The 22531-nt window shown below is 63.5% G+C and carries 25 protein-coding genes and 1 pseudogene; 10 read left to right on the forward strand and 16 right to left on the reverse strand.

Annotation, left to right across the window (positions count from 1 at the left end; translation table 11 throughout):
• Positions 1 to 67: 67 nt before the first annotated feature.
• The 7 genes from JQ567_RS15475 to uvrC form a co-directional block, all read right to left on the reverse strand.
• Complete coding sequence (locus JQ567_RS15475) at positions 68 to 1189, reverse strand: YihY/virulence factor BrkB family protein (RefSeq protein ID WP_212439631.1); 1122 nt, start codon at positions 1187 to 1189, stop codon at positions 68 to 70.
• Positions 1189 to 1767, reverse strand: a complete 579-nt coding sequence (locus JQ567_RS15480) for a phage holin family protein (protein ID WP_212439632.1) — start codon at positions 1765 to 1767, stop codon at positions 1189 to 1191. Before JQ567_RS15480 ends, JQ567_RS15475 begins: the two co-directional genes overlap by 1 nt.
• 96 nt (positions 1768 to 1863) lie before the next feature.
• Positions 1864 to 2841, reverse strand: coding sequence for a 50S ribosomal protein L3 N(5)-glutamine methyltransferase (prmB, locus tag JQ567_RS15485; protein WP_212439633.1), 978 nt, complete (start codon positions 2839 to 2841; stop codon positions 1864 to 1866).
• Complete coding sequence (locus JQ567_RS15490) at positions 2841 to 3302, reverse strand: molybdenum cofactor biosynthesis protein MoaE (RefSeq protein WP_212439634.1); 462 nt, start codon at positions 3300 to 3302, stop codon at positions 2841 to 2843. Before JQ567_RS15490 ends, prmB begins: the two co-directional genes overlap by 1 nt.
• Before the next feature lie 64 nt (positions 3303 to 3366).
• Positions 3367 to 3618: a molybdopterin converting factor subunit 1 gene (gene moaD / locus JQ567_RS15495; protein WP_212439635.1), complete on the reverse strand. Its 252-nt coding sequence runs from the start codon at positions 3616 to 3618 to the stop codon at positions 3367 to 3369.
• The gene (gene pgsA, locus JQ567_RS15500; RefSeq protein ID WP_212439636.1) at positions 3615 to 4229 is read right to left on the reverse strand and encodes a CDP-diacylglycerol--glycerol-3-phosphate 3-phosphatidyltransferase; all 615 of its coding nucleotides are present in this window, start codon (positions 4227 to 4229) and stop codon (positions 3615 to 3617) included. Before pgsA ends, moaD begins: the two co-directional genes overlap by 4 nt.
• Positions 4230 to 4332: 103 nt before the next feature.
• The gene (gene uvrC, locus JQ567_RS15505) at positions 4333 to 6447 is read right to left on the reverse strand and encodes an excinuclease ABC subunit UvrC (protein ID WP_212439637.1); all 2115 of its coding nucleotides are present in this window, start codon (positions 6445 to 6447) and stop codon (positions 4333 to 4335) included.
• Positions 6448 to 6666: 219 nt separating this feature from the next.
• On the opposite strand from uvrC, the gene JQ567_RS15510 reads away from it, so the two are divergent.
• Both JQ567_RS15510 and JQ567_RS15515 read left to right on the forward strand, forming a co-directional pair.
• Complete coding sequence (locus JQ567_RS15510) at positions 6667 to 7290, forward strand: outer membrane protein (RefSeq protein WP_212439638.1); 624 nt, start codon at positions 6667 to 6669, stop codon at positions 7288 to 7290.
• 109 nt (positions 7291 to 7399) lie between these two features.
• On the forward strand, positions 7400 to 8239 hold the full coding sequence (locus JQ567_RS15515; protein ID WP_212439639.1) for a class I SAM-dependent methyltransferase: 840 nt from the start codon (positions 7400 to 7402) through the stop codon (positions 8237 to 8239).
• An 84-nt stretch (positions 8240 to 8323) separates the two neighbouring features.
• Here JQ567_RS15515 and JQ567_RS15520 read toward each other — a convergent pair whose 3' ends face one another.
• From JQ567_RS15520 to JQ567_RS15535, 4 genes are all read right to left on the reverse strand, one after another.
• Positions 8324 to 8539 (reverse strand): cold-shock protein, encoded by a 216-nt coding sequence (locus JQ567_RS15520; protein WP_028350729.1) that lies wholly within the window; start codon positions 8537 to 8539, stop codon positions 8324 to 8326.
• A 326-nt stretch (positions 8540 to 8865) separates the two neighbouring features.
• On the reverse strand, positions 8866 to 9726 hold the full coding sequence (locus tag JQ567_RS15525) for a 23S rRNA (adenine(2030)-N(6))-methyltransferase RlmJ (RefSeq protein ID WP_192738822.1): 861 nt from the start codon (positions 9724 to 9726) through the stop codon (positions 8866 to 8868).
• Positions 9727 to 9870: 144 nt separating this feature from the next.
• Positions 9871 to 10554: a ribonuclease T2 family protein gene (locus JQ567_RS15530; protein WP_212269329.1), complete on the reverse strand. Its 684-nt coding sequence runs from the start codon at positions 10552 to 10554 to the stop codon at positions 9871 to 9873.
• Positions 10555 to 10709: 155 nt separating this feature from the next.
• Positions 10710 to 11168, reverse strand: a complete 459-nt coding sequence (locus JQ567_RS15535; protein ID WP_212439640.1) for a hypothetical protein — start codon at positions 11166 to 11168, stop codon at positions 10710 to 10712.
• Positions 11169 to 11333: 165 nt separating this feature from the next.
• Here JQ567_RS15535 and JQ567_RS15540 point away from each other — a divergent pair, with 165 nt between their 5' ends.
• The gene (locus tag JQ567_RS15540) at positions 11334 to 11624 is read left to right on the forward strand and encodes a hypothetical protein (RefSeq protein ID WP_192738819.1); all 291 of its coding nucleotides are present in this window, start codon (positions 11334 to 11336) and stop codon (positions 11622 to 11624) included.
• Positions 11625 to 11663: 39 nt separating this feature from the next.
• Complete coding sequence (locus tag JQ567_RS15545; RefSeq protein ID WP_212439641.1) at positions 11664 to 12209, forward strand: DUF3617 family protein; 546 nt, start codon at positions 11664 to 11666, stop codon at positions 12207 to 12209.
• A 111-nt stretch (positions 12210 to 12320) separates the two neighbouring features.
• Here JQ567_RS15545 and JQ567_RS15550 read toward each other — a convergent pair whose 3' ends face one another.
• The 3 genes from JQ567_RS15550 to JQ567_RS15560 form a co-directional block, all read right to left on the reverse strand.
• The gene (locus JQ567_RS15550) at positions 12321 to 13706 is read right to left on the reverse strand and encodes an ATP-binding protein (protein ID WP_212415802.1); all 1386 of its coding nucleotides are present in this window, start codon (positions 13704 to 13706) and stop codon (positions 12321 to 12323) included.
• Between the two features lies 1 nt (position 13707).
• Positions 13708 to 14391, reverse strand: coding sequence for a response regulator (locus JQ567_RS15555; RefSeq protein ID WP_212439642.1), 684 nt, complete (start codon positions 14389 to 14391; stop codon positions 13708 to 13710).
• 98 nt (positions 14392 to 14489) lie between these two features.
• Positions 14490 to 15041 carry a MarR family winged helix-turn-helix transcriptional regulator gene (locus JQ567_RS15560; protein ID WP_212439643.1) on the reverse strand — a complete coding sequence of 184 codons (552 nt, stop codon included), beginning with the start codon at positions 15039 to 15041 and terminating at the stop codon, positions 14490 to 14492.
• A 343-nt stretch (positions 15042 to 15384) separates the two neighbouring features.
• On the opposite strand from JQ567_RS15560, the gene JQ567_RS15565 reads away from it, so the two are divergent.
• The 6 genes and pseudogenes from JQ567_RS15565 to JQ567_RS15590 all read left to right on the forward strand — a co-directional run bounded on the left by JQ567_RS15565 (position 15385) and on the right by JQ567_RS15590 (position 20824).
• Positions 15385 to 16461, forward strand: a complete 1077-nt coding sequence (locus JQ567_RS15565; RefSeq protein WP_212439644.1) for a branched-chain amino acid aminotransferase — start codon at positions 15385 to 15387, stop codon at positions 16459 to 16461.
• Between the two features lie 145 nt (positions 16462 to 16606).
• The gene (locus JQ567_RS15570; protein WP_212439645.1) at positions 16607 to 17497 is read left to right on the forward strand and encodes a branched-chain amino acid aminotransferase; all 891 of its coding nucleotides are present in this window, start codon (positions 16607 to 16609) and stop codon (positions 17495 to 17497) included.
• Positions 17498 to 17829: 332 nt separating this feature from the next.
• Positions 17830 to 18264, forward strand: coding sequence for a YegJ family protein (locus JQ567_RS15575; protein ID WP_409363606.1), 435 nt, complete (start codon positions 17830 to 17832; stop codon positions 18262 to 18264).
• A gap of 145 nt (positions 18265 to 18409) precedes the next feature.
• Positions 18410 to 19793: pseudogene (hisS, locus tag JQ567_RS15580) on the forward strand (histidine--tRNA ligase); the annotation flags it as partial.
• A 284-nt stretch (positions 19794 to 20077) separates the two neighbouring features.
• Positions 20078 to 20281: a tautomerase family protein gene (locus tag JQ567_RS15585; protein WP_025590867.1), complete on the forward strand. Its 204-nt coding sequence runs from the start codon at positions 20078 to 20080 to the stop codon at positions 20279 to 20281.
• Positions 20282 to 20428: 147 nt separating this feature from the next.
• On the forward strand, positions 20429 to 20824 hold the full coding sequence (locus JQ567_RS15590; RefSeq protein WP_212439648.1) for a thioesterase family protein: 396 nt from the start codon (positions 20429 to 20431) through the stop codon (positions 20822 to 20824).
• A gap of 143 nt (positions 20825 to 20967) precedes the next feature.
• Here JQ567_RS15590 and proC read toward each other — a convergent pair whose 3' ends face one another.
• Positions 20968 to 21732 carry a pyrroline-5-carboxylate reductase gene (gene proC, locus JQ567_RS15595; protein WP_409363610.1) on the reverse strand — a complete coding sequence of 255 codons (765 nt, stop codon included), beginning with the start codon at positions 21730 to 21732 and terminating at the stop codon, positions 20968 to 20970.
• Positions 21733 to 21979: 247 nt separating this feature from the next.
• Positions 21980 to 22480, reverse strand: a complete 501-nt coding sequence (locus tag JQ567_RS15600; RefSeq protein WP_212439650.1) for a YbjN domain-containing protein — start codon at positions 22478 to 22480, stop codon at positions 21980 to 21982.
• Between the last annotated feature and the right edge of the window lie 51 nt (positions 22481 to 22531).

Raw genomic sequence — 22531 nt, forward strand, 5'->3', positions numbered from 1 at the left:
TTTGCGCTCCCCCAAGCGCAATGACCTTAGCATCAATGTTGATTCGCGGGTCTAGTGTTCTTCTTTTTCAGGAGGCTGGAACCGCCGGTCCCAGCGTATCGGCCATGGTGGCGCCGCGGCTGCCCATCGGCTTTGGGTGGCCGACGGTGGTATCGACCGCGGTCTGGTGCTCGATTTCCGAATTCAGTTCCGCCCCGAACAGCACGACGATGGCCGACATCCACATCCACATCATCAGGCCGATGGCGGCGCCGAGCGAACCGTAGGTCGCATTGTAATCGCCGAAGTTCGACAGATACCAGGACAGCGCCGCGGAGCCGGCGATCCACAGCAGGGCGGCGAGCAGCGTGCCGACGCTGAGCCATTTCCACTGCGCCGGGCGCCGGCTCGGTCCGAACCGGTAGAGAACGCCGAGCGCCGTCAGCAGGACCGCGAACAACAATGGCCAACGCGCGAGGCTCACGATGAACAGGCTGTCCGGAGGCAGGCCCAGATGATTGAGCGCCAAAGGAAACGCCACCACGGCCCCGACCATCAACAAGAGCGCCGCGATCCCGCCGACGGTGAACGCCAGCGAGATCAGGTTCAACCTGATGAAGCTGCGCTTCTCCCGTTCTCCATCGACTGCGTTGAGGGCGTCGATCACGGCCTTGACCCCTGCGTTGGCGCTCCAGATTGCAAGGGCGAGGCCGAACAGGAAGGCTCCGCCGAGCGCAGTGCTGCCCTTGTCGAGCACACGCGCAATCTGGTCCTGCACGATCTGGAATGAGCCTTCCGGCAGCATCAGTGCCAGCGTCTGCAGATTGGCGCCGATGGTCGAGGGATCGGCGAACAGGCCGTAGGAAGAAACCAGCGCCGTTACGGCGGGGAATACCGCGAGCAAGCCGAAGAAGACGACGCCTGCGGCCGTGGCGAGCAGGCGGTCGTCATTGGCCTGCTCATAGGTGCGCCACAGAATGTCTTTCCAGCCCGCCCAGGGAATGCTGAACGGGCTGCGCGCGCGCCGCCCGCGGCCGCGTTGCGAGAGCTCGCGTGTAAAGTCGTTGCCTTTGGTGGCCGCTGGATCGGTCGTCGGATTGGCGTGTTCAGGCGCGGACGTCTGGAAATAGCGCTGCGCGGTCAGGATCACGAGGGTGGTGGCCGCAATCAGGATCAGATTATCCGTATGGTCGGAGCGGGCGCGGGACATCAGATTCCCGCGTGTCGTGCCTGCTGCCGCCGGCGCACCGCCGCGTAGCCCAGCAAGCTTGCCATCAGGATCAAGCCGATATTCGCGTTTCTATTGCCGTGCCCCGGCCGGTTTCGCCGCCGCCGATGTCCCACCGGCGCCGCGGGGGCTTGCAGGATCGCCGCGGCGGTATCCCGGACGGCCTCGATCTGGTCGGGCTTGACGGGGCTGGCCTTGATCGCCACCCGCAAGCGGCTGGTGAGCGACGGGAACTGCGGCGCAGGGCGCTTGAGCCTGATGGCCGCCACGACGGCGCAGATGCAGGCGATGATCGCGAACAGGCCGCCAATGGCGCCGAACGCCCAAAACTGTCCGTAGGTGATTTCAACCCAGCGAAACAGCGCTGCTGCGCCGACGAGAAGCGCCGCGATCAGAAAAACTCCGGCGGCCGCGAAGAGGCCGGCGGCGATCGCGTAGGAGGTGACCGTGCCGGTGGCCTGGTTGGTCCGGTCGCGCAGATAGGATTGGGTCGCGCGCTTGATCTGGTTGAGCTTCAGTGCAATGCCAGCGCGCAACAAGCCGATCGAAGGCCCGGGCATGTCAGCTTTTCCTCCACCGGCGAAGGCATGATTGCCTCCGCCATGAATGAACGCGGCTTGTTTTCGAATGTTCCGGAAAGTGATTTACGCCAGCGCCTACAGATCGTCGGCCGTAATATAGAATACTTCGGCTTCGGAATCCTCGGTGTCGAGCCACATCAGCGGCAATTGCGGGTAGGCGGCTTCAAGCGCGGGCCGGCAACGGCCGATTTCGCAGAGCAGCCCGCCATCCGGCGTCAGATGCTGTTTGGCCTCGTCGAGGATGCGCCTGACGATGTCGAGGCCGTCAGTGCCGCCATCGAACGCGAGTTTCGGTTCGGCACGGCATTCGCGCGGCAAAGCGGCCAAGCCTTGCGAATCGACATAGGGCGGGTTTGAAATGATGAGGTCGTAGCGCTTGTCGCCCAGTGGCTTGAACAGGTCGCCGCGGTGCAGCGTGAGGCGATGTTGCAGGCCGTAATCGGCAACATTGTGCGCAGCGACATCCAGCGCATCCCTTGAAATATCCACCGCGTCGATTTCGGCGTTGGGGAAACTCCGGCTCGCCAGGATGGCGAGGCAGCCCGAGCCGGTGCAGAGGTCAAGCACATTTTCCACCGCCGCCGGGTCCGAGATCAGCGAACCGCCGGTCACGTCGTCGTCACCGCCAAAATGCGAGTCGAGCAATTCGCCGATGAACGAGCGCGGCACGATGGTGCGCTCGTCGACATAGAACGGCAGGCCGCGCATGTAGATCTTGTTGACGAGATAGGCGGTCGGCGTCCGAGTGGTGACGCGGCGCTCGATCAGGCTGAGGATCGCCTTGCCTTCGGCCGCCGTGACCCGCGCGGTGGCAAACGCCTCGAACTGGTCGGGGTGAAGACGCAGGCTTTCGCAGACCAGGAACGCCGCCTCGGCGACCGGATCGGTGGTGCCGTGCGCGAATACCAGGTCGGCTTCGATAAAGCGGCTTACCGCAAAGCGGACGAAATCCAACAGCGTCAGCAATTCGCCGGCGCGAACTTTTGGAAATTTCGGCTTCGTGTACTTAGGCAGCCCGTGGCGGCTGACAGGAGCCTTGCTCTGTTTGGCCATCAGGGTTTGGTCCAGCGCGCCGCGGCGTCGTCGTCATGGCCGCGCGCCTCGATCCAGCTGGTTCCCTTCGCGCTTTCCTCGCGCTTCCAGAACGGCGCATTGGCCTTCAGATAATCCATCAGGAACTCCGCCGCCTGAAACGCCGCCTGGCGGTGCTGGGACGCCGCCAGCACCAGCACGATGTTCTCGCCCGGCGTGATGCGTCCGACGCGATGCACCACGGTAAGGCCGGTCAACGGCCAGCGCGACATCGCTTCGTCGGTGTGCCGCTTGATTTCGGCCTCCGCCATGCCGGGATAGTGCTCGAGCGTCAGTGCCGCGATCGGCTCGCCATTCTCGCTGCCGCGGCAGATGCCGCTGAAGGTCACGACCGCGCCGACATCGCTGCGGCCCTTGGTCAGCGCCGCAATCTCCTGCGCGATGTCGAAATCGGCCTGCTGGATGCGGATGGTCGCGGTCATTGTGCTTTCTTCTTTTCACGCGTTTTCTTGACGCGAACCGGTACCCACTTCGCTCGCCGCTATGCTAACCGCCGGTCATCGGCGGAAAGAACGCGATCTCGCGGGCGCCAGCGATCATCGCATCCGGCTTGACATGGGTATGGTCGATTGCTGCGCGGATCACCTTCGGCTTCTCGAACGCGTAGGCATAGCTCTCGCCGCGCTGGGAGAGCCAGCCGATCAAATCGTCCACCGTGCGCACGGCGGCCGGCGGCTCGACCATTTCCTCCGAAATGCCGATCCGTTCGCGCACCCAGGCGAAATATTTGACCTTCATCCCTCATCCTCCTTGATGAGGTGGTGGATGCCGGCGCGGAAATAATCGTAGCCGGTATAGATCGTGACGATCGCCGACGTCCACAGCAGGGCGATCCCGATCATGGTGGTCGGGGGGAAAATCTGTTCGCCCGCTTCGCCGGCGATCAGAAAGCCGATCGCGACCAGCTGGACGGTGGTCTTCCATTTCGCGAGCTTGGTCACGGGGACGCTGACCCGGAGCGCCGCGAGGTATTCCCGCAAGCCCGAGACCAGGATTTCGCGGCACAGGATCACGATGGCGGCCCACAGCGTCCAGCCATGGATGCTGTTGTCGGCGGCCAGCATCAACAGGCAGGACGCCACCAGCAATTTGTCGGCGATCGGATCGAGCATGCGGCCGAAGGCGGATTGCTGGTCCCACATCCGTGCATAATAGCCATCGAGAACGTCGGTCACGGCGGCGGCGATAAAGATCGCCAGCGCCACCCAGCGCAGCCAGAGCGGGCCGTCCATGATGGATTGGGCATAGACGCAGCCGACCACCACCGGGATGGCGGCGATGCGGGCATAGGTCAGGATATTCGGGAGGGACAGGCTCTTGGACTGGCCCTTGGTGGTTGCGATGTTCATCCGTCTTACCAATACCGCTCAGGCGTGAAGGTCAACCGTGCAGGCCCCAGATGATCTGTCGCAGGCGACGGCCAAATGAAACGCCCATGTGAATCGGCTCCCTTTAACCCGGTTGCGCATGGAAAAACTCGAAAATCTTGCGGGCGCTTTCGGCGCTGACCCCTGGAACCTTGCCAAGGTCGGCGATCGAGGCCCGCTCGATTTCCTTCAGCGTTCCAAAGTGATGCAGCAAGGCACGTTTGCGTGACGGGCCGATGCCCGGAATCTCCTGCAAACCCGCTTCGCGGATGTCCTTTTTGCGCAGTTTGCGGTGCGATCCGATCACGAAACGATGCGCCTCGTCGCGCAGCCGCTGGATGAAATACAGCACGGGGTCGCGCGGTTCGAGCTTGATCGCCTCGCGGTCCGGCATGAACAGCGTTTCCCGGCCGGCGTCGCGGTCCGGCCCCTTGGCCACGGCCAGCAGCGTGACTTGCGTCAGCCCCAGGGTCTCGAAGATCTGCCTTGCCGCGTTGAGCTGGCCGCGGCCGCCGTCGATAATGACCAGATCCGGCCATTGCGGAAACGAATCGTCGTCGGCCTTGATCTCGGCTTTTGCTTTGGCGGTATCGCCTTCCGGCGGTTTCAACAGCCGCTTGAAGCGCCGCTCCAGCACCTCGCGCATCATCGCGTAATCGTCGCCCGGCGTCAGGCCTTCCGACTTGATGTTGAACTTGCGGTACTGGTTCTTGATGAATCCGTCAGGCCCCGCCACGATCATCGCGCCGACCGCGTTGGTGCCCTGGATGTGGCTGTTGTCGTAGACCTCGATCCGCTTGGGCGCATGCGGCAGCCCGAGCGTGGTGACCATGCCCTCCAGCAGGCGGCCTTGGGTTGCGGTATCGCTGAGCTTGCGGCCGAGCGCCTCGCGGGCGTTGGTCAGCGCATGCGCGATCAATTCCTTTTTCTCGCCGCGCTTCGGCGTCGAGACTTCGACCTTGAAGCCGGCCTTGACGGCGAGGGCATCCGCCAGCAGCGCGCTTTCCTCGATCTCGTGCGACAGCAGGATCAGTTTCGGCGGCGGTTTGTCGTCGTAGAATTGCGCCAGGAACGAGGCCAGCACTTCCTCCGGCGTGAAGGATTTTTCCGCGCGCGGGAAATAGGCGCGGTTGCCCCAGTTCTGGCCGGTGCGGAAGAAGAACACCTCAACGCAGGAATAGCCGCCCTCCTGATGGATGGCGAACACGTCGGCCTCTTCCACGGTGCGCGGATTGATGCCCTGCTGCGATTGGATCGCCGAGAGCGCGGCGAGGCGGTCGCGGTAGAGTGCGGCGGTCTCGAATTCGAGTTCGGCGGACGCCTTCTCCATCTCGCCGGCCAGTTCTTTTTTGACCAGATGGCTACGGCCGGACAGGAAGTCGTTGGCTTCGCGCACCAGCTCGGTATAGCCGGGGAAATCGATCTCGCGGGTGCAGGGGCCGGAACAGCGGCGGATTTGATAGAGCAGGCAGGGCCGGGTGCGGCTCTCGAAGAAACCGTCGGTGCAGGAGCGGATCAAAAACGCGCGCTGCAGCGCCGTGATGGTGCGGTTGACGGCGCCGGCGTTGGCGAACGGCCCGAAATAGCGTCCCGGCCGCGACTGCGCGCCGCGATGCTTGAGGATCTGCGGCGCCCAGTGGTCGCCGGTGATCAGGATATAGGGAAACGACTTGTCGTCGCGCAGTTGCACATTGAAGCGCGGCCGCAGCTGCTTGATCAGGTTGGCCTCGAGCAGCAGCGCCTCGGTCTCCGTCGTGGTCGAGACGATTTCGACTGCAACGGTGGCCGCGATCATGCGCAGGATCCGCGCCGGCAGCGGCGCGTTGACGCGGGCGTAGGAGGCAAGTCGCTTGCGGACGTTCTTCGCCTTGCCGACGTAAAGCACGTCGTTGCCGGTGTTGAGCATGCGGTAGACACCGGGCGAGGTCGGCGCCAGGCGCACGGCATTTTCGATCGCGGCATGGCCGACCGCGAGGGGGCCTTCGGCCACGGCCTCCGTGCTGTCCTCGGCGGTTTCCTCCGCGGGTTCCGGCAGGCGGGCCTCATCTTCGTCCTCGGCCGCAGACGTCGCCGGATCGAGATCGGCGGCGCCAAGCTCCTGAGCAGGGTCCTTTGCAAGGTCCTTTGGGAGCAAATCCGGCTGGGAACCCCGCCGCGGCTTGCCCGGGGCTTTCGGATGGTCGGTAGAATCGTGATCCATGGGCCTAAATTAAGCGCTGCTGGCCGGCATCGCCAGCGTGCCGGCGGCGACCGAGGCCACGCCGGGTAACACATTCTTAAGACTGATGATCGGGCGGTAAGAGGGCTTAACAACCCTTTAACTTAAAACTCTCGATAAATCTTACAGGAAAAAGTGGAATTCCGTAACCAAGCCGGCCTCGGCCGGAAGGGTGCGGCTGTTGCGTGGTGGAGTTGAGTGATGGGCAGCTTTGTTTTGCGGGCGCTGGCGGTGGTCGCTGCAGCCTGGACGATGTCGGCGCAGGCGGCCGATATGAATTACGGATCGCGCGCGCCCTATACCGTCAATCAGCCGCTCAACGCCTATAGCTGGGCCGGTCCCTATCTCGGCGGCAATCTCGGCTATGCCTGGGGTTCGGTCGCCAACAACCCGACCAAGCCGTCGGGCTTCGCGGGCGGCGTGCAGGCCGGCTACAATTGGCAGAACGGGCCGTGGGTGTTCGGCGTCGAGGGCGATATCAACGCGAGCGGCGCGGGGGATACCTTCGCGCCGTGGAAGTTCTCCAACCCCTGGTTCGGCACGCTGCGCGGCCGGGTCGGCTACGCGTTCAACAACGTGATGTTCTACGGCACCGGCGGTCTTGCCTTCGGCGAACTGCGCGCCACCACGTTCGGCCTGTCGGAATCCCACACCACGGCGGGCTGGACCGCGGGCGTTGGTGCTGAAATGGGCTTTGCTCCGAACTGGAGCGCCAAGGTCGAATATCTCTATGTCGACCTCTCCAACACCAATTTTGTCATCACCGGAGCCTCGAACGGCTACAGCTTCGGGCTGATCCGCGCCGGCGTGAATTACCGCTTCTGAGATCAAGAAAACGCAAAGAAACCATCTGTTGCAGCCTCCCGGCGGCGCCAAGCCGCCGGGATTTTTTTGTCTCGTGGACACTGCGCGGCGGTACGCCTAAAATTCTTCGATGCAGCCGGGGCAGCCAAGTCTGACCGCGTTGGGCGCCGCCCGCTTGCGCGCGGCGCATCAGGTGCTGGATAACGCATCGATCCTCAGGGATCCGCTGGCGTTACGCATTCTCGGCGACGATATCCAGGTCTCGCTCGACCATGCCCGGGCCCACACGTCCGGGCCGCGGTTGCGCTGGTTCATCGCCGCGCGCTCGCGCATCTCGGAAGAAGCGCTGACGGAAGCGGTGAGTAATGGTGCGACGCAGCTCGTGGTGCTCGGCGCAGGGCTCGATACGCTCGCCTACCGGACACCGCTCGCGGCTGGCCTGCGAATTTTCGAGGTCGATTTTCCTGCCACGCAAGCACGCAAGCGCGACATGCTGGCCGCCGCGACAATCGCCGTGCCGGACACGCTGAGCTATGTCGGGATGGATTTCGAACGGCAGACATTGGCCGAAGCGCTGGACGCCGCAGGCTTTGTCGCCGCCAAACGCAGCTTCTTCAGCTGGCTCGGCGTGGTGCCTTATCTGACCGAGACGGCGGTGTTCTCGACGCTCGGCTATATCGCGCAGCTCGAAGGCGGTGCTGAAGTGGTGTTCGACTATGTCAATCCCGCAAGCTCGGTCGCACCGGCCGGCCGCGCCGCGCATCAAGCGCTTGCCGAGCGGGTGGCCGCGGCTGGCGAAAGCCTTCAGAGCTATTTCGATACCGCATCGCTTTGCGCCCGCATGAGCGCGACCGGCTTTCGGCATGTCGATGATGTCGGTCCTGACAGGATCGCAGCGCGTTTCTTCCCCGAGAGCGAACGCAACGCACCGGCGCGCGGCGGCCACATCATGCACGCCTCCACGTTCTGAGCCGCGGGCCTCGCGCTCAGCGGGATTTGGTGCAGGCAAAACTTCAGTCCGCTTTCACCGGCAAGCTTCGGCTCTCGCGTCAGCTTACGATGAAATCACCAGGTTGACCGCCTTGGGGCCTTTGCCCTTCTTGTCCGGTTCGACCTCGAATGTAATGCGCTGTCCTTCAGTCAAATCCTTCAATCCGGCCCGCTCGACGGCAGTGATGTGAACGAACACGTCGCGACCGCCGTCATCGGGCTTGATGAAGCCGTAGCCACGTTCTCCATTAAAGAACTTGACTGTACCAGTCATGGCCATCGGGAAAACTCCTCCCCGTATTGCTCCGCCGCTACGCGCAATTCGCGTATCGGCCGACCGGACATTCGCTGCCGGAAGCTTGGCCACCTGAACCGATCGGGTCACGCACCGATCAGTCTGGATTTTTTTAGGCCTTGATCACTCCGCCGCAACCATTCGCGGAAGCGGAACGTAAAGCCAGTCATAACGGCCGAGCATAATACGGTTCCGCGCAAATTGACTATGGCTCAATCGGCACTTTTCAGCCCAATGCACCGCCTTGAAGGCTTACCTCGAAAGGTTTGCGTTCAGGGCTTGCGTTCAGGGCTTGCGTTCAAGGCGAGCCTTCAAGGTTTGGGCGTCTCAAGCCTGAACCGGCCGGCGCCGCCCTGGCCGAGCGGTTTTTCCAATTCGGGTAAAATGGTCTTCAGCTCGCCCGCCAGTGTCCACGGCGGGTTGACGATCAGAAGCCCGGTGGAGGTGAGGGGACCGCCGGCCTGCTGCGGTGCGACGCTGAATTCGAGCCGCAGACATTTCCCGGCCGGCTTGCCGGTCTCAGCCACAGCGGCGACGTGCCGCGCCAGGCCGTCGGTGATGCGCCGGCTCTTGACCGGATACCACAGCAGATAGCTGCCGGTCGGCCACTTCGCATAGGCCTCCGCAAAGCCGTCGGCGAGCTTTTCGAACTCGTCCTTTTGCTCGAACGAAGGGTCGATCAGCACCAGGCCGCGCCGCTCGTTCGGCGGCACGAAGGCCGGCAACGCCGTCCAGCCGTCGAGATCGACTACCCGGGCCTGGGTGTCGCGGCGCAGCGCATCGATCAATTGCTTGTGGGCTTTCGGCTCGATCTCGCATGCCGTGAGGCGGTCCTGCGGCCGCAGCAGCGCGCGCGCGATCAAGGGCGATCCGGGATAGGCTTTCAGCTCGGCTTGCGCGTTGAAGGCCCTGACGATGTCGAGATAGGGCGCCACCAGCGGCAACGCATTTTCCGAGAACCGCGCCTGCATCACCCGTGCGATGCCGGTCAGCCATTCGCCGCTGCGGCGGGCCTCATCGCCGGACAGGTCGTAGCGCCCGGCGCCGGCATGGGTGTCGATGACGCGAAAGGCGGCAGGCTTTTCCTGCAGATAGGTCAGCATCCGCACCAGCACGATGTGCTTGATGACATCGGCAAAGCCGCCGGCATGAAAGGCGTGTCGGTAGTTCATGATGAGAAATTCAAGAGCCGTTGGAGAAGACGTCTACATCTTCTACGCGTCATGGCCGGGCTTGTCCCGGCCATCCACGTCTTTGAACACCAGACGAAGGAAGACGTGGATGCCCGGGTCAAGCCCGGGCATGACGACTGAGGATCAACTCCCCCGCACCGGCGGCATCACGACCTCGTCGCGGCGGCAGGCGCGGCGGTCGATTTCCTCGCAGGAGCGGAATTGCAGGTCCTTGCTCATGCAGACCCTGACTTCGCTGAGCCGCCGGCTGCTGCAGACGACCGAAATCGCCGAGCTGCTCAGGCCGGGATTGACCTTGATGAAGGCTGCCTCGAGCGCCTCGGGGGCGATCGTCTTCGATTCCGACAATTGCAGGAATTCCTCGGGGATCTTCACCGCGGCGCGGGCTTTGCGGATGTTCTCGAAATAGGCCCGCGCGCCAAGGCCGGAACAGGTGCCGTGCTTGTCCCATTCGTTGAAGATCAGCCCGGGCGCCGGCATCAGGTCCAGCATCGACGACATGACGTTGCGGTCGAGACGGGGCGACGGCCGCTGGCAATATTCGGGAAACCCGCGCTCATATTGCGGCCACAGGCCGTGGACCACGAAGGAAAACGGGCGCTCGCACTGGATCTGCGCAGAACGGCCGCTATTGCCGCGTTCGGAGGCCGCCTCGCAGAAGGAGGGCGACCACGACAGGGCCAGCACGTAGAAATCGAACTCGCCAGGGGCGTTCTGCCGGCGGTCCTGCGCGGCGGCGTGGCCCGCGGTGACCAAGACAAGTGCCAGCGAAATCAGCAGCCGCGAAACAATGACCGATGGAAACATCAAACGCTCCCTTACTCGCAAAGCATGACGTACTCGATTACCCGAGCCTAGCAGGGAACCGGAACATTTCAAGAACAAAAATGGCGTTAGGCGCGAATCGGGTGGCGCCGGCCACCGCGATCGAAAAACCCAGGCAGGGAGGCTAGCGCAGGAAGCTAGGGCCGCGCGGCCTTGCAGCCGGGATTATAGGCCCAGTTGCGGTCCAGCCCGGTGACACACCATTCGACACCCTGGCCGAAGCCGGCAAAGCCGCCATCCTCGACGATCGAATAGTGCACGTTGCGCACCTTGCCGTCGCTCAGCATCACGTCGCCGGTGCAATAGCGGCGCGGAATGTTGTCGGATTGCCAGGGCCGGAAGGTGGTTTCGTGGATTCGGCCATAGGCGGTGATGGTCAGGGGCGAATTCCAGAAGGTGCTTTCCTTCTCGCGGAACTGCGAAATGATGGTCGGCAGTGCCGATTCGCACGGCGCAACGCGCCCGTCATAGCGGGGACCGGACAGCCAGAAGTTCAATTCCAGCGGATTGGCGGCCTCTGCCGACTGGCCGAACGCCAGGACGGCGAGCGCCGCAGCCAGGCCGAAGGTTTTCAACGATGTGAAGAGGGTGCGCATGGGAATTCCGCCGGTCATCCAACCGTCAGGACCGTGCCGTGAAGCCCGGGCGAGGTCAAGTGCAGCGCGGCAACACCTTGCAGACAAGTCGGGGTTCGGCCGTAACCCATTCTTTTCACGGCCGCCGGCGCACTCTATGGTGACCTCAGCGAAATGGAGTCGGCGATGCAAAGAATTGGGGCCGCGTGCCTGGTTGCGATGTGCGGGATGCTGGCGGCTGCGCCGGCGCAGGCCGATTGGGTACCGCCGTTCAAGGGCAACGATACCGGCGGTATCATCGCCTATTCGCTGGCGCGACAGGCGGATGCGCGCCAGCTCGCGGTCGATCACTGCGCCGGTTACGGCAAGGTGGTGAAATTCCTCGCGGTGCAGCCCTATGACGGCGGATACGTCTCCTTCGCCTGCCGCTGGGTGCCCTATGGGGCCAACGCCCGGCCGCTGCGCACACTCTACTGAGCCGGACCTGAACGCCTGATCCACCAGGGGAGCGCGAGCATGGCGCGACAGCTTCATTCATTGTGTCTGGCGCTTGGCCTGCTCGCGCTGTGGCCTGCGAGCCAGGCCAGCGCCGTCGAGCTGCCGGTGCGCAAGGCCGGCCTGTGGGAAATGAAGGTGGTGCAGACCGGCTCGCCGGTGCCCGAGATGACGATGCAGCAGTGCACCGACGCCACCACCGACAAGGACATGAGCACCTCGTTCTCGCCGATGACCAAGGACGTCTGCTCGAAAAACGATATCCAGAAGACCGCGACCGGCTATGTCACCGACTCCGTCTGCGGTTTCGGCGGCATGTCGGTCAAGTCGCATGCGGAAATCACCGGCGATTTCAACTCCGCCTACACCGTGAAGTCGACCTCGAACAACACCGGCGGTCCGGCCGGCGTGCCGCGCGATTCCACCGCCACGATCGAAGCGAAGTGGCTCGGCGCCTGCAAGGCCGATCAAAAGCCCGGCGACATCATCTTGCCCGGCGGCATGAAGATAAATCTCAAGGACATGGAAAAGCTGAAGGGCCTGCTGCCGAAGCAGCCGGGGAAGTAGTCCGCGGTAACTTGTAGCCCGGATGAAGCGAAGCGAAATCCGGGGGGCTGGTCGCAAGCGGCGAAACCGTCCCGGATTGCGCTGCGCTCCATCCGGGCTACAGGGCTCTTTTTACACCGGCACCCTGACCGCCGCGCGCAACCCACCCATCGGACTGTCGCCGAGCGTGATGTCGCCGCCATGCGAGCGGGCGATGTCGCGGGCGATCGCAAGGCCGAGGCCGGTGCCGCCTTCGTCCTGGTTGCGGGCGTCGTCGAGCCGCAGGAACGGCTTGAACACTTCCTCGCGCATGTTGGCCGGAATGCCCGGTCCATCGTCGTCAATCGTGACCGTCAGATAGCGGTGGTCGCGATGGCCGGTGATCGAAATCGTATTGGCGTGACGCGCGGCGTTGGAGACGAGGTTGGCAAGGCAGCGCTTGAACGAGGCCGGTTTGACGGTCACCACCGGCAGGCCGTGGAACGCCACCGTGGCGGTATGGCCGTGGCGCTCGGCATCGCTGCGCAATTCCTCCAGCGCCATCGACATGTCGGTCGGCTGCGCGACCTCGCCGCTGTCGCCGCGGGCAAAGGCGAGATAGGCCTCGAGCATGCCGGACATCTCGTCGACGTCCTTGCGCATGCCGTCGACCTCGGGGCTGTCGCCGATCAGCGCGAGTTCGAGCTTGAAGCGGGTCAGGATGGTGCGCAGATCGTGGCTGACGCCGGCGAGCATCGCGGTGCGTTGCTCGATCGAGCGCTCGATGCGCGCTTTCATCTCCAGGAACGCCTGCGCCGCGCGCCGCACTTCCCGCGCGCCGCGGGGACGGAAGTTCGGCGCCTCGCGGCCCTTGCCGAAACTTTCGGCGGCGTCGGCGAGCCGCAGGATCGGCCGGATCTGGTTGCGCAGGAACAGCACCGCGACGATCAACAGGATCGAGGACGTTCCCAGCATCCAGAAGATGAAGATCTCAGAATTGGAGGCATAGGCCGCACTTCTTTGGGCGAAGATCCGCATGACAGCGTCATCGAGCTGAATGCGGATTTCAACGAGGTTGGATTTGCCGACGGTATCGATCCAGAACGGCCGGCCGATCTGGCGGCCAATCTGAACCGAGAGTGTCTGGTCGAGCAGCGAGAAGAACGGTTTCGGCCCGGGCGGCGGCATGTCGCCGACGGGGAGAAAATCGACCACCAATTGCAGCCGCTGGCCGATACGGCGCAACTGCGCGCGTTCCTTGTCCTGCGGATAACCCTTGTAGACGTCGATCAGGCTCGCAATGTCCTGCACGACCGCGGCCGACAGGCGCCGCGTCACCGTGTTCCAGTGCCGCTCCATGAACACGAACGCGACCACGGTCTGCAGCACCACCATCGGCACGATCATGATCAACAGCGCGCGGGCGTAGAGGCCGGTCGGCATCCAGCCCTTGAAGGCGTTGCCCATCCAGCCATTGACCTTGGAGACCCGGCCGGCGGCGGTACGGATCAGCGTGAGGCCGGTGTCGAGCGTGCTCATCTCAGGGCGACGCCACCAGGCGATAGCCGATGCCGCGCACCGCCTGCAGGAACAACGGATTGGCCGGATCTTTTTCGATCTTGCGGCGCAGCCGGTTGATCTGCACGTCGACGGCGCGCTCGTTGACGGTGCCGCCGCCGGTCAGCGCTGCGCGCGGCACGGTTTCGCCCGGGCTTAAGCTCAGGATACGCAGCATCTCGCGTTCGCGGTCCGTCAGGTGGATGATCTCCTCGCCCTCGCGCAGCTCGCCGCGTTCGAGATGATAGACGTAGGGCCCGAACGCGATCTGCTCCAGCGCTTCCACTGCTGGCGTTGCGGTGCGCTTGAGGATGTTGCCGATCCGCAAGACCAGTTCGCGCGGCTCGAACGGCTTGGCCACATAATCGTCGGCGCCGATCTGCAGGCCTTCGATGCGGGCTTCCGCCTCATGGCGCGCCGTCAGCATGATGATCGGCACCGAGGAGGAGGTGCGGATGAAGCGGGCGAGATCGAAACCGGTTTCGCCGGGCATCATGACGTCGAGGATCAGGAGGTCGAAATGCAGGCCGAGCAGCTTGGCGCGGGCGTCGGTGGCGCTCGCCGCGGTCGTGACGCGATAGCCCTCGCCGGACAGGAAGCGCGACAGCAAGTCGCGGATACGGCGGTCGTCATCGACCAACAGCAGATGCGGGGCGTCGTCGGCCATTTGCCGCGGCGTCCGCACGGTGGCTGCGGCGATGGTTGGGCTGGCAGGTGCGTTTGGAATTCCGTTCGGGGTTGCGTTTGAGGTTCCTTGGGCCACAGTCACTCCCTTGGCTTCTTTCCGCTGCCGAAGATCGTCTCCAGCACCTTGTCCGGGTCGTCGCGATCGATCATCGCGCGCAGGAACTGCCGCACCGTTTCCTGGCCGGCGGGATCGATATCCTGCATGGCGCGGTTGATGCGATCGGTCTGCAGCCCGGCGAGCTTCGCCACCAGGGCCTCGCCCTTCGGGGTGGCGTAAAGAAGGCGCTGCCTGCGGTCGTTATTGCCGGTCTTCTGCACGATATAGCCTTCGTCCAGCAATTGCTTGAGCACCCGGCCCAGCGACTGCTTGGTGATGCGCAATACGTCCAAGAGGTCGGCGACCTTGAGGCCGGGGTAGCGGTGGACGAAATGCATCACCCGGTGATGGGCGCGGCCGAACCCGAACGCCTCGAGCTCATGGTCGGCGTCGCCGACGAAGTCGCGATAGGCGAAGAACAGGAGCTCGATGATATCCCAGCGCAATTCGCCCGCGCGCGGGGCCGGCGACACGCCGTCAGGCCCCTTCGAATCGGGGTCACCGCCTGGCCTTGAGAAATTTATGTCAGTCATGTTGACATATCTTGGGTTCAATGTTACAAAACTACCAGCCACGACGAAACTTTAAGTCGTTTCGACCTTGGCAACGTTAGGGGCGACCGGAGTAAGCCAGCGATGGCGGCAACGGCCGCGAATTGGACTACCGTGCGATTGTCGCGCGGCATTTGCGCAAACATACTGGACTTCGGCATTCCGCAAAAGCGTGTCCTCAAGGGACTTGCCAGCGATGGAAACCGGCGGCAAGGCCGGTGGTGGTGAAGTTCGGACCAATCAAGCAAGCAGGCTTGACGAAACAGGCCTGCGCCAGGAAACGCACCGGTTCCGACAGCAGGAAACAAGGGCGGGAAGCAAGACAATGAGTTTGAAATTCGACATCCAGCCTGCGACCAATCCGACGCCCGAAAAGGAGCGCGCGGCAAAGCTCGTGGACCCCGGCTTCGGCCGGATCTTCACCGACCACATGGCGATCGTCCGCTACAATCAGGCCAAGGGCTGGCATGACGCGCGGGTCGAATCCCGCGCCAATTTTCCGCTCGATCCGGCCGCCGCCGTCCTGCACTACGCGCAGGAGATTTTCGAGGGCCTCAAGGCCTACAAGCGCGACAACGGCGTGAATCTGTTCCGCCCTGACGCCAATGCGAGGCGCTTCAGGAATTCGGCCGAGCGCATGGCGATGGCGCCGATCCCTGAGGACGTCTTCATCGAAGCGGTCGAGCAGCTCGTGCGCATCGACAGCGCCTGGATACCCGGCGGCGAGGGCAGCCTCTATTTGCGGCCCTTCATGATCGCGAGCGAGACCTTTCTCGGCGTCAAGCCTTCTTCCGAGTACATCTTCGCCGTCATCGCCTCGCCGGTCGGCTCCTATTTCAAGGGCGGACCTGCGCCGGTGTCGATCTGGGTGTCGGAAAACTACACGCGCGCCGCGATCGGCGGCACCGGCGCCGTCAAATGCGGCGGCAATTACGCCGCCAGCCTGCGCGCGCAGGCCGAGGCGATCGATCGCGGCTGCGATCAGGTGGTTTTCCTCGATGCGGTCGAACGCCGCTACATCGAGGAGCTCGGCGGCATGAACGTCTTCTTCGTGTTTGACGACGGTTCGCTGCTGACGCCGCCGCTCGGCACCATCCTGCCCGGCATCACCCGCGATTCGATCATTGCGCTGGCAAAGGATTCCGGCACGCGGGTGCGTGAGGAACTCTACACGATCGACCAGTGGCGCAGCGACGCCGCCAGCGGAAAGCTGAAAGAAGCCTTTGCCTGCGGCACCGCGGCCGTGATCTCGCCGATCGGCAAGGTATGTTCGGCGAGCGGCGATTTCCTCATCAGCGGCGGCGCTGCCGGCCCCGTCGCGATGGGGATGCGCAAGAAGCTGGTCGACATCCAGTACGGTCGCGCGGAAGACCCGCACGAGTGGATCCGAAAGGTCCTGTAACCGGCGGCGGAATTATTCCGCCGCCTCCTGAGACAAGCAGCTTTTTTCAACTTGAGCACGGGGCCGCGCGCGCCTCGCGGAGCCGCGCGCGTGCGCGATGGATTGAACTGCGTCAAGAAAACGCGTCAAGCAAAGGAGAAAGCCCATGGGAATTTCGTTCGACAAGATCGATGGTGTCATCTGGTACGATGGCAAGCTCGTGCCGTGGGCTGACGCCAACGTCCATGTGCTGACCCACGGGCTGCATTACGCGAGTTGCGTGTTCGAGGGCGAGCGCGCCTATGGCGGCAGGGTGTTCAAAAGCACTGAACATTCCGAGCGGCTGAAGAACTCGGCCAACATCCTCGATTTCGAGATCCCGTATTCGGTCGCCGAGATCGATGCCGCCAAGCAGCTCGTGATCGACAGCAACAATCTGCCTGACGCCTATCTCCGCCCGATCGCCTGGCGCGGTTCGGAGATGATGGGCGTATCGGCGTCGTCAAACACCATTCATCTGGCGATCGCCGCCTGGGATTGGCCGAGCTATTTCGATCCGGCCACCAAGATGAAAGGCATCCGCATGTGCCTTGCGGAATACCGACGTCCCGATCCGCTGACGATTCCGGCGATGGCCAAGGCCTCCGGTCTCTACATGATCTGCACCATCTCAAAGCACAAGGCGGAGCGCGCCGGCTATGCCGACGCCATGATGCTGGACTGGCAGGGGCGGGTCGCCGAGTGCACCGGCGCCAACATCTTCTTCATCGCAGATGGCAAGATCCACACGCCGATCGCCGACTGCTTCCTCGCCGGCATCACCCGCGCCACCGCGATCGATCTCGCGCGGCGTCGCGGCATCGAGGTGATTGAACGCCGCATCATGCCGGACGAACTCTCTGGTTTCACCGAGTGCTTCATGTCAGGCACCGCCGCCGAAATCACCCCGGTGGCTGACATCGCCGAGTGGAAATTCACGCCCGGCAAGATTTCGGAACAACTGATGGCGGATTTTGCGGTCGAAGTGCAGGCGAAGGGCAAGGCAGTGGCGGCGTAGGGTGGGCTCTTTCTTCCCTCTCCCCTTGTGGGAGAGGGTGGCACGAACGCGAAGCGTTCGTGACGGGTGAGGGGTTCTCTCCTCACGGTAAGATTTCGCGCCGGAGATACAGACCCCTCATCCGTCGCCTCACTTCGTGAGGCGCCACCTTCTCCCACAAGGGGAGAAGGGAAGTGGCTCATGAACTGTTTCGCCCCTTTGCGCGACCAACTCCGGATTTGCGGATAGCGGTTCGTGGAATGGTGAAAATGACCTCAACCCTCTCAACATGCTCGAAATGCGTTGTGGCGGCTGCCTTCGCGGCGGCACTTGCGCTTCTCGGCTCCCCTACAATGAGCGTCCGTGCCGAAGACCGCTCGCCCGTGATCGACTTTCGCAACGGCGACCCCGAGATCAATGCCGCGATCGCGCTGGCGCGTTCCACGCTGCCGAAATTCTGGGCCTCCTACCAGGCGCCAAAACCGTCGGAGACCGGCCACTCCCTAAAAGTGCGTTTTCCCTATGGAAGCAACAGCGGCGAGCACATCTGGATGGCCGACGTGAAGAAGATCGCGGATGGCCGCTATTCGGGCCAATTCGCCAACACGCCGCGCCATTTGCCGGGCAAGCGGGCCGGCGACCTGGCCGAGTTCAGGGAGGCCGACATCTCCGATTGGATGTTCTTGCGGAACGGCAAGATCGTCGGCGGCGAGACCATCCGGCCGATGCTGAAAATGATGTCGAAGGCCGACGCCGATGAGCTGCGCGCCAGGATGGAAACCCCTTAAACGCCGGGCAGGACGTTCTGGTCAAAACCGGCCCGGTGGGCTAAGTGCGAGGGATGGGCTTGGCGAAACGAGCCCACCCAGTTTTTCCCGGTGAGCGCGGCGCCAGAAGCGGCTTTGCCCACCCTACACAAGTTGCAACGCCGCCATGAATGATAAACCCAAAAAGCCCCAGAAGCTGAAGGCGCGCCTGCCGCGCGGGCTGGAAGACCGTGGTCCCGCTGCGATCTCGGCGACGCGGCAGATGGTCGAGAAAATCCGCGAAGTCTATGAGCGCTACGGTTTTGAGCCGGTTGAAACCCCGGCGATGGAATTCACCGACGCGCTCGGCAAATTCCTGCCCGACCAGGACCGGCCCAACGAAGGCGTGTTCTCGTTCCAGGACGACGACGAGCAGTGGATCTCGCTGCGCTACGATTTGACCGCGCCGCTGGCGCGCTACGTCGCGGAAAATTTTGACTCGCTGCCGAAGCCCTATCGTTCCTATCGTTTCGGGTGGGTGTTCCGCAACGAGAAGCCGGGTCCGGGTCGCTTCCGCCAGTTCATGCAGTTCGACGCCGACACCGTCGGCGCGCCGACGCCGGCCGCCGATGCCGAGATGTGCATGATGGCGGCGGATACCATGGAAGCGCTTGGCATTCCCCGCGGCAGCTATGTGGTGAAGGTCAACAACCGCAAGGTGCTCGACGGGGCGCTCGAAGCGATCGGTCTCGGCGGCGAGGAGAATGCCGGACGCCGCCTCACGGTGCTGCGCGCTATCGACAAGCTCGACAAATTTTCCGCCGACGAAGTTCGCAAGTTGCTCGGTCCCGGACGATGGGATGGAGGCGAAGAAGGCAAGGGCGACTTCACAAACGGAGCCGGCCTAAGCGCCGCGGATGCCGACATCGTTTTGGCCGTCACGCAAAAACGCGACGACTGGAAAGAGGCCATTGCCGCCGCGGATGCTTATCTCGCCAAGAGCGACGTGGGTCAGGCTGGCGTCAGCGAATTGAAGGAGATTGCCAAACTGGTCACAGCATCCGGTTATGCATCGGATCGCATCCGTATTGATCCTTCCGTCGTCCGCGGACTCGAATATTACACCGGTGCAGTCTACGAAGTTGAGCTCCTGCTGGAGACCAAGGACGAAAAAGGCCGTCCGGTGCGCTTCGGCTCGGTCGGTGGCGGCGGACGTTACGACGGCCTGGTCTCGCGCTTCCGCGGCGAACCCGTTCCTGCAACCGGCTTCTCCATCGGCGTGTCGCGGCTGCAGGCGGCACTGACACTGATCGGCAAGGTCGACACCAAGCCTGCCGTCGGGCCTGTTGTCGTCACCGTGTTCGGCGGCGAAATCGCTGATTATCAAAAAATGGTCGCGACGCTGCGCAACGCTGGTATCCGCGCGGAACTTTATCTTGGAAACCCGAAGCACAGCCTCGGCCAGCAGATGAAATATGCCGACCGCCGCAACGCGCCCTGCGCGATCATCCAGGGCTCGGACGAGCGGGCCAACGGCAAGGTTCAACTCAAGGATCTCATCCTCGGGGCGGGCCTGACCGAGATCAAGGACCGCGAGGAATATCTGAAGAAACAGTCCGAGGCCCAATACGAGGTCGATCAGACCAGGCTCGTCGATGCCGTGCGCGAAGTTTTGGCGCGCCATGACGTGAAGTGGAATTAGGTCTGTCATACGCGGGCTTGACCCGCGTATCCATCTTCCTTGAAAAGGGATGGATTGCCGGGCATAGGCGAGCGGAAGCGACGCCGTCCTTCAGACGGCTATGCCCGGCAACGACAATCTGGCGAATGAAACAAGAATAATGGGAGTACTACGATGCCCGAGATTACCGTGAGCATGGCCGCCGGCCGCACCGACGAGCAGAAGGCCGGCATGATGCGTGACATCACCCAGGCGCTCGTCAAGAACCTCGGCGTCGATGCCGATGCGGTCGTGATCCAGATTAACGAAGCGCCGCTCGCCCACAAGATGAAGGGCGGCAAGACGTTTGTCGAACGCGCAGCTGCTGCGAAGAAGTAGTTTCATCCGTCGTCCCCGCGAACGCGGGGACCCATAGCCACCGATGCTCATAGTTTGGTACGGTATCTACCGTTCTGCCCAAAGCGGCATCACGCGGTATGGGTCCCGGCTCAAGGCCGGGACGACACCGGTTTTGCGGGACCACCCATGGACGCACGCGACTTCGTCAAGATCGGTATGAGCGCCGAGCGCACGCTGGTGGTGCCGCCCGAGCGCACGGTCGGGCATTTCGTGCCTGATATGCCGATGGTCTATGCGACGCCGATGATGATCCTGGAAATGGAGATGGCATCGGGTGACGCCGTCCGGGGCCATCTTCAGCCGGGCTGGATCACTGTTGGCACCGAGGTCGATATCCGCCATATCGGCGCTTCGCTGGTCGGCTCGACCGTGCGGACCACGGCGAAAGTGGTCGCGGTGGAACGCCGCGTGATCCGCTTCGAGGTTGAGGCCTTTGAGGGCGAGCGCAAGATCGGCGACGGCCGCCACGCCCGCGGCCTCGTCAATGTTGAGATGTTTAATAAGCGCTTGGGCGCGAAGTAGCGGTAGCTCGTCATGCGCGGGCTTGACCCGCGCATCCATCCCTCTTCGGATGAGTCTAATCGGAAGACGATGGATTGCCGGGCATAGGCGAGCGGAAGCGACGCCGTCCTTCAGACGGCTGTGCCCGGCAATGACAGTAAAAACTACTTCGCCAGGTCCTTCGAGCGCTGCGTCGCCGCGGCCACCGCGCGCGTCATCAGCTTCTGCATTCCGTCCGAACCCATCAGCACCTCGAGCGCTGCCGCGGTGGTGCCGCCGGGCGAGGTGACGTTCTGGCGCAAGGTCGCCGACGACAGGTCGGAACGATGCAGCAGCTCGCCGGAGCCGGCGACGGTTTCGCGCGCGAGCTTGGTCGCAAGCTCCTCCGGCAGTCCGGCCGCGACGCCGGCGCGCGCGAGTTCTTCGGCGAGCAGGAACACGTAAGCCGGCCCCGAGCCGGAGACGGCGGTCACCGCGTCCATCAGGCTTTCCTTGTCGACCCATTCGACCGAGCCCGTCGCGCGCAGCAGTGCGTCGGCGATCGCGCGCTGCGCGGCGCTGACTTTCCTGGCAGCGACCGCGACCGTGATGCCGCGGCCGATCGCGGCCGGCGTGTTCGGCATGGCGCGAACCACGCTGCCGCCGACGATCGATTCAAGCACGGCAATCGTCGTGCCCGCCATGATCGAGACCACCAGCGTCGACGATCCTACGAAAGCCTTCAGCGCCGCACCGGCTTCGCGAAAGGATTGCGGCTTCACCGCCACCACCAGCGTATCGACCTCGCCGGCATCCTTCGGCGCCGGGTTGAGGCGGATGCCTTGCGCCGCCAGCGCGTTAATCTCGCTGGCGGGATGCGGCTCGATCACCACGACGCGCTGGGGATCGAGCCCCTGCGCCAGCCAGCCGGTCAGCATCGCGCCGCCCATCTTGCCGGCGCCCGCGAGCGCGATGGTGCCGTGGACGGATTTCAGTGCGTTGGTTGTGCTCAAGGTGATCACCACGAATTCGCTGTCGTCCCGGCCTTGAGCCGGGACCCATAACCACCAGCGGTTCTAGTGAAGCGAAGGACAGGCCACAAGCAGTTTGCTTTAGCCATTGACGTCACGGCGTATGGGTCCCGGGTCAAGCCCGGGACGACACCGAATATGTGGGAAGCGTTCGAGGTGACGAACCCTACGCCTCGCCCTCAGTATCAAACATCGCGGCGCTCATGGCTTCCGCGGCGGTCTTGCCGGCCCAGACCACGAACTGGAACGCGGGGTAATAGCGTTCGCAGGCGTGGATGGCGCCGACCAGCATGGCTTCGCATTGCGCGGTCGAGGCGGTGAGCCCGCCCGGCAGCACCAACGCCTGCCGGTACATGATCATGCCGGTGTGGGTCCAGATGTCGAAATGGCCGATCCATAATTGCTCGTTGATCGCTGATATCAGCCGCTGCACCTCGGGCCGGCGCGCGGGTGGAATCTTCATGTCGAAGGCGCAGGCCAGATGCAGCGCCTCGATCTCGGCCATCCAGGTAAAGGAGAGCTGATAGTCGGTCCAGTCGCCCTTGGAGACGATGGTCACTTCGTCTTCGCCGGAACGTTCATACGCCCAGTTATTGTCGGTGGCGATGTCCTCGACAACCGCGAGCGGGTTGTTCGGGGAATCGATGATGCCTTCGAGGAGGGACATTCCGTCTCGACCTTGCCATTTCACGTGAGTTGATACGCACACGGGGACCGG

It is taken from the genome of Bradyrhizobium sp. AUGA SZCCT0431 (assembly GCF_018131065.1).
GTDB lineage: Bacteria > Pseudomonadota > Alphaproteobacteria > Rhizobiales > Xanthobacteraceae > Bradyrhizobium.